The organism is Paenibacillus terrigena DSM 21567 (assembly GCF_000374845.1).
GTDB lineage: Bacteria > Bacillota > Bacilli > Paenibacillales > Paenibacillaceae > Paenibacillus_K > Paenibacillus_K terrigena.
Genome location: NZ_KB895442.1, coordinates 1 through 8,533, shown reverse-complemented (window position 1 = coordinate 8,533; position 8,533 = coordinate 1). Strand labels below are relative to the sequence as shown.

The 8,533-nt window shown below is 39.1% G+C and carries 6 protein-coding genes; 1 reads left to right on the top strand and 5 read right to left on the bottom strand.

Going from position 1 to position 8,533, the window contains the following annotated elements; all coding sequences use genetic code 11:
- Positions 1-321: 321 nt before the first annotated feature.
- Positions 322-1,425 carry a DUF4303 domain-containing protein gene (locus tag C558_RS0129850; protein ID WP_018759958.1) on the top strand — a complete coding sequence of 368 codons (1,104 nt, stop codon included), beginning with the start codon at positions 322-324 and terminating at the stop codon, positions 1,423-1,425.
- A gap of 697 nt (positions 1,426-2,122) precedes the next feature.
- On the opposite strand, the gene C558_RS0129845 is transcribed toward C558_RS0129850, so the two are convergent.
- From C558_RS0129845 to C558_RS0129820, 5 genes are all read right to left on the bottom strand, one after another.
- A complete protein-coding gene (locus C558_RS0129845; protein ID WP_018759957.1) occupies positions 2,123-3,133 on the bottom strand; it encodes a phosphotransferase enzyme family protein in 1,011 nt (336 codons plus the stop codon).
- 635 nt (positions 3,134-3,768) lie between these two features.
- Entirely contained in the window at positions 3,769-4,935 is a 1,167-nt protein-coding gene (locus C558_RS0129835) for an ABC transporter substrate-binding protein (protein WP_018759955.1), read from the bottom strand.
- A gap of 590 nt (positions 4,936-5,525) precedes the next feature.
- A complete protein-coding gene (locus C558_RS0129830; protein WP_018759954.1) occupies positions 5,526-6,152 on the bottom strand; it encodes an HAD family hydrolase in 627 nt (208 codons plus the stop codon).
- A 79-nt stretch (positions 6,153-6,231) separates the two neighbouring features.
- Positions 6,232-7,182 carry a LacI family DNA-binding transcriptional regulator gene (locus C558_RS0129825; protein WP_018759953.1) on the bottom strand — a complete coding sequence of 317 codons (951 nt, stop codon included), beginning with the start codon at positions 7,180-7,182 and terminating at the stop codon, positions 6,232-6,234.
- Between the two features lie 310 nt (positions 7,183-7,492).
- Positions 7,493-8,272, bottom strand: a complete 780-nt coding sequence (locus C558_RS0129820) for an alpha/beta fold hydrolase (RefSeq protein ID WP_245583913.1) — start codon at positions 8,270-8,272, stop codon at positions 7,493-7,495.
- Positions 8,273-8,533: the final 261 nt, after the last annotated feature.

Below are 8,533 nucleotides of genomic sequence, written 5' to 3'. Positions count from 1 at the left end.
ACTTCTTAACCCAAACGAGCACCTGACATTTACTACGTATATTCAATTGCTTCGCTACTTCTCGAGAACTTACCCCTGACTCATAAAGTCGAATGGCTTCGTTTTTTAATTGTTCCGTGTATTGGATGAATACTTGTCCCTTTTTTGCCATGAAAAATCCCCTCCGGTTGCAGCTTTCAAGTCCATTGTACCAGTGGACTTTTCTTCACTGTCAACCATAAGGGGATAATATCATAGAGGCTGGTTTTTTGTTGTATACTTGCAACAGGAGGAGAATTTAAACGCATTTTTCTCAAATGACACAAAATAAAGGAGAAAAATATGAATCTATATTATACGGGAATTTGCCAACTACTAGACGGAAATAAAGCTTTAAAAGGTGAAGGTTACTATGTCAAAACTGATGATAACCGTCTGTTGTACTCAGAGTCAGCACAAGAAACTAAAGCGGTAACCTTTCAGGATCTAGAAGATGGATTATTTGAAGGATGTAAAAAAATTATTAATAATTTCTCTACCTCCAAGAACAATACTGATGTCTATGCGTTCAATTTATATGCTGACGAATACAACAGCTTCTACGTATACATGAATACGATTGCTGGCTTAGAGAACACAGTGAAGAAACACTATCCAAACTACTCTGATGCACAGATACAAAGTTTGAAATACAGCCAAGGGGATTTTGCTTTTCAATTCTATCCAAGTGAAGTAGAAAGTACAGTTGAAGGGTTTGAAAGAATGGCTTCAGATTTGTCCTATGAGGACGAAGAAGCTGAGGAGTTTTCAAACGATGATGTTCCAGTTGTAGCATATGAGAAGAAAATATTTAAAGACGGTCACTACTTAGCTGCACTAAATGTAGTTAAACGGCTTGCTGAAGCAGATGCGTTCTCCAATTTAAACAAAACTGAGGATTTCATATATTACGCGGCTACGGGACATGATTACAATGATTACAGTCTGGTGATGAGAAAAACAATTGATCCTGAACTATTTTATCAATGTTTTCCTGATCTGAGAGTTAAGGATGAAGAGTTTAAGTCAATTTTAGTTCAGCAAGCTAACAACAGTGTTGAAGAGTGCCTTGACTACTGGGTAGAAGCATTTAAGAGTGAATTTAATGAAAAGTCTCCTTATCAATATACGAAAACGGAATACAATGTATTTTTGAGTCTAGAGAGATATGGCCGCGAACTAGCTAAGGAGTGTGTAAGTAGACTTCATCAGAAACTAGGTGATGACTTAGAAGATAACCTAGATGAAATCTATATTTATATCAAAGCACTAGAATTTGTTATACATAATTCTGATGATGAAATAATTAATAGTTGCAAGCTATTATTAGAGACTTTGGATAATGGTTCAGATGAAATTTCTGTTTCAATAAGCAAAGATATTAAAGAGATCTTGAATGCTGTATAGTTTCAACAATAGCCAGCCTAGAGGCTGGTTTTTTAGAGTAACAAATTATTCTAGGAGGATAACTGTGTATATTGATTCTGCATCTCGCTTGCGAATCATGTATATCTTTTTTCCTCATACTAAAGCATCTTCCCAATCCATAACTCTTCACGCATTTCCTTCCTAAAATCATAAGTCGTATTTAACTCTGCAGAAAGTTCTTGCCAAAAATGATGGGAAAAATAATATTGGTTGCAAGTAAACTATTCTACTAAATATTCACGTTGCCTTACCCGTTACTTAAAAGAAAAAGGCAGCTGATCGTTTGACCAACTGCCTCTATTTCATGATTAAGCTATCGTGTCCCGTTAGCTTAACGTCGGTGATCAATCTGCATCATTTTTATAATTGATAATCGTCCTCATTTACGTAAAACAATATATGTTCCTGTCATTCGTTTTTGACAGGAACATATTTCGTTAAAACAAAAAAAGCCGCAAATACGCGGCTTTTAAGCATACATGTTCTTCTCACCCGACAATTTCACCCCTCAGATTAAGGTGGTTTATTCTATCGTATCCCGTTAGCCATCCATTCATCTGAAGTGCTGTACCACAGATCATGAAAGTAACTTCGTTCTTTCATGGAATTAACTGACTAGAGATCCTTATGCATTGTTAACATTCTCCCTGATAGTACAAGCTTTTTCATATTTACATCATAGACTTGTGAAATCCAAGTCAATATACGGAATATCATTTTTTATATTATTAATATAAAAAGTTAATGCTTCCTTATTCCAATCACTCCAATTATCAAAGTTACCCATATCAGAACTACGGTATATAAGACCAATAACGATAGCTTGTCTTAAATTAATAAATAATGGTATGGCATCTAGTGAGCTACGACTTAATGTATTTTCTTTGGAGTATCCTTGAAAAAAGTTTAAAAAAAATCGTTTTGTTATTGTCTTTCGTCTATTTACATCTGTAATAATAAATGGAATTGGAGTTTCATGAAATATCGATGTTGCAATTTCAGAAGCAAACCAACTGTACTCGCATTGATCAAAGTCAATGATGCTCGGGTGATCTTCATGATTCAGGTAGTTCCCCGGACTAATGTCTCCATGAATAAGCCCAAACGAATCTCTGTCTCTTGACAATGATTGAATTTGACTTATTATCAACTCAAGTTTCTGTTGAAGCATCTCATTAGGTACATAATTTTTAAATTTTGTAATAGCTGCATTGTCATTCCAATCGTACCTTTTTTGAATAGGAGAAAACTGTTTTGATAGTTTATGCATTTTTCCAGTAAACCTGCCAATTCGTTCATAAAAGATATCACTTTCGACGCAAATTTCAGCCCTTCTGCCGGGAGCGAATTCAAAAGCAGTCGCAATAAAACAGTTATCAGCTTGTTCAATAACTTCAACATATTCACCTTGATTAGAAAGTAAGGCTTTCGATACAGTCATTCCGGAATCGGCTAGATAAGAAATAAACTCGACCTCAGCAAGCGTCATATCCTTACTCCTATGTGAGCTATGAGCAATCCTTAATATCACATTTATTGATTCACGTTTCCCTAAAAACACAAAATTTTGAAAACCGTCAAGTTCTATAGTATCTTCAAATTTAATACCAAACCGACCTGCTCCCTCTAATAAAATTTCTTTTGAAAATTTGTCTTTAATAGAACTTTCGATAGGAATCTCCTCCAAATAAATAATGTTTTATTTCTTATTGAGCTACCGTACCTTTATGAAAGCTATCCATGTTGCTCTCATCTTGGTTCCGCAGTATTGTATATTTCATATCCTTAAATTACGTTAGTATTAAAGTCTCAAAAAAATGATAATCTCGTTCCCGAATGAATCCATAATTGAATCAGTTGTTAATAAATATATAAAAGGTAATTCAGAATCATTTACGTCAGCTTGCCACACTTCTCGAAATTTGTATTAGTCCCTCTCCCCTTCATAGGAAGAGTGCGAAATTATATTCTGCAGTAGACCAACTGCTTTTTCTGAAAATGCGGTTGCTCCAAACAAAGTTGCCGTTTGCTCTAAGTGGGATATTATGGCTTGTATCATTTGTATATCGGATGCCGTCAGTATTAGCGCGGGCAGTACATAAGTTTTATCCTCGTATTGGTACCCCCGCCTTTTAGGATTGTATACCAGTGGAGCACAAAGTGTATTTGTTAAATATTCGATATCCCTGCAGGCTTGCCGGACGGATATCTCAAAATGCTCCGACAAATGACCGCTATTAGGGTACTTTCCGAACCGCACTTGTTCATCAAACCACAGGATTCGATGCATATTACCCATTTTGTCTCACCACACGTTCCATTCTAAGTGTGAAGCATTTCGTCGTACTCTCTTGCGATTCTTCTTAAGCGCTCCTCTACATTGATCCGATTTTCACGAAAAATCCATTCTTGGAATACATCATTGTTCCAAAAGCGCCATAGCTTCATGCTGGACACATCAAACGCGCCCTGCCTTGCATTCTCTAACGATTTGAGAAAAGGCCTATATAAGGGATCGGACTGCTGTCCGCTTATTTCAGCTACAGTACGCGACACCGCCAGATTATGTTTAGCCCATTCTCTTCCCGATTCTGTATGTGGTGAAGCAAGCTCCTGAAGAAATGCCCAGGCTAACTGGACATCTTGGCACTGTGCGGAAATGCAGTATCCATATACTTGTACAATGTTGCGCAGCGGCCCTTCTCCCATACTAGGAGGCATAACAACGCCAAACTGTTCCCGTTGATCACGCCCCATTGGTTTGATCGTCCAGTTCGCATCGTAGTACATGGCCATCTTATTATGTCTGAAGCAAGAGATCCATGTATCCCTACCCACATCTTCAAACGGCGTCACTTCGAGGGGGTGATACATCTCCAGATATCTTTGAATCGTTTCCACGGTTTCGGGGGAATCCAGATAACCAGTTGCTCTCATGCCATCTTCGGATAAAAACGCGCCTCCGTTGCTCCACACAAGAGGTTCCACCGGAAGAAGCCTCGGGACCAAATAAGCACCGTAGCGGATCACTTCTCCGTCTACGTCATAGCTGTTCAATATTCGTGCCTTTTTCACAAACTCGTCCCAGGTCCAATTCTCCTTTGGGTAAGTAATTCCCGTGTGGTCAAATAGAGCTTTGTTGTAGAAAACCCCTGTCACTTCTGCCATGACTGGAATGGCTCCAACTCTCCCTTGATCCTTAACTGCTTGAAGCACCGACGGATAGAAGTCCAACAAGCCGAACGATCCATCTTCCAACAGCGGGGTGAGTTCTTGAATGAGCTTCCGATCGAGAAGGTTTCCGATGTTGCTACCGTCCCACTCGATCAGATCAGGGGCATTGCCCTCTTGGATACGCTGCTCGAGGATCTCTCTAGGCAGAGTTTCGATCTCAATAACCGTCCCTCTGTGCTGCTCCTCGAAGCTTTTTTTTGCCAATTCAAGTACATTCTTTTTTTTATCATCGCTCACTGTTACCGTCAATCTCATTTGCATGCACTCCTTCTCTAACTGACATAATCATACAATAACTGGTATGACATACCGTGTCATGGTAAGTAAAATTGTTTTGGGAAAGGCTTTTTTGCCTTATCGGAATGAAGCAGCATGCATATAATTATTTTCAATATGTCAAAAGTCGGGCTGGGTAAGCTTCAGATAAAGCTCCAGATTGCATCTCTTTAGGGCATTACGTTGCTCTGAAAGATTTCGTAGATCTTCTTTCAAAGTTATTTAGATGGGATGCTTCAGCTTCTAAACTCCGCTTCCACCATCCTCACAATGTCAAAAAGTATAATCTTCGAAAAAGAGAAAATTCAAAGGTTATATTTGTGTCATAATCTTCCGCTTCTAGTTCCGAAATATTTCAAAACTAAATTACCATATTTTACAACATGAAATCTGCTAGTATATTTGATATACAGTGATCCGTATCATAAATTTAATGTATTTTTACACTTCCTGCCCGTTAGCGCAACACGGCTGCCGATCCATGCCGGCAGCCGCGTTTAAGTTATTTTTATTAAGCTATAGTGTCCCGTTAGCTTAACCAATGAAAAATATTAGAGCGACACATAACATTACTTGAGATACAAAAGTGTAAGAATATCTTCTGGATTCTCGAACTTATACTTAGCTGGAACAACTTCAGGTTGTTTGCATCCCCACGATGCTAATCCAAAGTCTACTCCAGCGTCTCTGGCACATTCGTAATCATAAATGGTGTCACCGATGTATATGGCTGTTTCAGCCTTTGCACCTGATAGCTCAAGAAATCTAAGCAATGGCTCGGGATGAGGCTTGTGCAGCTCTGTATCATCTGCACATATAACATAAGGAAGATAACGAGCGAGACCAAATGGGACGAAGTCATCTTGAAACTCTTTTTTTGTCTTAGAAGTTACGACCCCTGTAGCAATCGATTGCTTCCTTAGGTTAGTAAGCAGTTGCTGAAAACCCTCAAATACGTGAATGGTATGCCGGTAATCACTCATAAGATCATTCCAGCATTTATTCGCATGTTCGATATCTTCAATACCGAGTTGTCCTAGGGATACTGTCCCCGGAATTCCGAGCACAAATGTGAGATCTTGCTGCTCCATTTTCCGATTGTAGTTCTTCTCCAGCAACTTCTGTAAGGATCCCAACACCGCTTGTTCTGTATTTATTAATGTGCCGTCAATGTCAAAGATAACGGTAGTATACATAATTTCATCCTCCTTAAGCATTATTAGAAATGAGCTCCTATATGAATGCTAAAGTATGGAATCCTTTTCAGGTCAATACCTATATTGAATGCCGTACAATGATATGGTAGGGAATTTCCACCTTATTATTGGAACTATCAATTGTAAGATCAAAGGCTTCTTCACCGACTTTCACCAATTGATGATCGACCGTAGATAGGCCTAAACCTATTCCAACAGGTTGATTCTCTTGGCCAATGATCGCTAGATCATTGGGCACTCCCAATTCTATACTCCTTGCATACTGATAAAAACCCGCCGCAACCTCATCACCGTTCGCATAGATAGCCGTTGGTCTAACCTCCATATTAAGTAGTTGTTGTGCCACTCTTAACCCATCATCAATACTTTGGCAATCACTGATATGGTATGCTGGCGGCAGATCACCGAATATATGCTTATATGCTTTTTTTGTCAGCTGTGTGCTAGCACTCTCTTCTCCTCTTGCTGTTGTAAAGGCAACTCGTGAGTGGCCTTTATCTTTCAACATTTGAAACGTGTCTAGGAAAGATGCATATCGATCCATATAGGCACAGCCAATCTCAGGATGATCCGTAAACTCGCATGCAACAATTGTTCCATACTTGGTATATGGAATAATTGCATTCCAATCATTCGACCGAGAAGTAATAATGATTCCGTCCAATAGTTTGTTTTTCAGCATATTTAAGTAGCTGAGCTCTTTTTTCGGATCGTACTTCGTAGGAAGAACCATTACAGAATAATCATGCTCAACTGATCGATTAAGTACACCATGGAGCAGTTGATCAAAGGCTTGATTGTTGTTGTAAGGCATGACCACGCCTATACACCTTGTTTCCTTACGGACTAAATCGACAGCTAAGCGATTTGGGGTGTAGTCAAATTCATCAATCACACGTAGCACAGCTTTCCTCTTCGACTCAGATACGTAAGGATGATTATTTAGCACCCTCGATACTGTTGACACAGATACACCCGCACGCTTCGCAATATCAATAATATTTGCCATCGCACTTTCTCCTATATCTTCTTAGTGTTCAAAGTTAAAATCCCTATTTTCCACACAAAAAACTTTTTCGCCATTCGTCTTGTATAAAGCATAAGCATTTCGTGCTGCGGAATTAAAAGGATGGTCTATTTGTTATGTTTATAACTAATCTGACCGTTAGTTTAAAAGACGGCAGCTAAATGAATGGCTGCCGTTACTCTGTCTTTTATTGATCTATCGTGTCCCGTTAGCGTAATGATGACCTGTCATCTATGATACGGTTCTCCACATTGTCTGTAATGGCAAGTTTTGGCTCAATATGTTGTCATCCTCACTTTTTCAGGAATTGAAGTGTGAGTTTGTTTACGACGTCCGCATGCTCCATTGTTAGGGAATGGCTTGCTCCAGCGATTAAGTGGGTCTCCAGATTAGGGATCAAGTTTTGGGCGTTTGCTACCGCCTTCTTAGCAGGGTATATTACCTCTTTGTCTCCTATAAGAAGCAAAGTAGGAACATTGAAGCGTTGGAATTCTTCTTTGTCAAATACGGAGGGCATCACCTGTAAAAGCGGTTTGGCATGGCGATAACCCGCAATAACTTGGGCGCGAAATACAGGGTCTAATGGCTCCCCCTTGCCTGAGAACCATTTAAAAGCATTGTCGATCCACAGCTCTGTATGAAACAATAATGCAGGGTAAATCTTTGTGAAGAATTTCAAACTTATTCTATGGAAAGTACCGGCTGGAGCATAAAGCATTAATTTTGATACGCGATCTGGATATGCAAGCGAAAAATTTAAAGATAAGAACCCGCCCATCGAGTGACCTGCCAAATCCACCTTATTGAACTGCATGGCGTTCAAAACTTCAAGAATCCACTGGTGAGCGTCCCTCCTATTCTTTATGGCAAATTCAGGCTTGCTTTTACCGAAATCACCCATAACGTCAACGGCATAAACACAGCGTTCTTGAATCAGCTGTTTCATATTGGGAAACCACATTGTACTACTCATTGTCATTCCATGAAGGAGAAACAATGGTTTCTTACTCGTATCACCGAAACATAGTACATGTGTATCTCCGAATGTTGTTGGGATATAACGTGACGTCATTTCCATTTCAAACATATCTAAACTTCTTTGATAACAAAGATAGTATTCTTGTTCGGTTGCTCCGCTCTTAAAGATAGACCCCATAAAGCGTTCCCCATTCCCCTATAAATTCCTTTCATTCTATCATAGAATACTTGCCGTTACTTATGGTATGGTTCTCCCCACTCGATCTTAAAATTATACTGCTCTCTTTACTTCAATAAAATAAGCAGACTTCAGTAGTCTGCTCAACAATTTGTGTTATTCAACTATCGTGTCCCG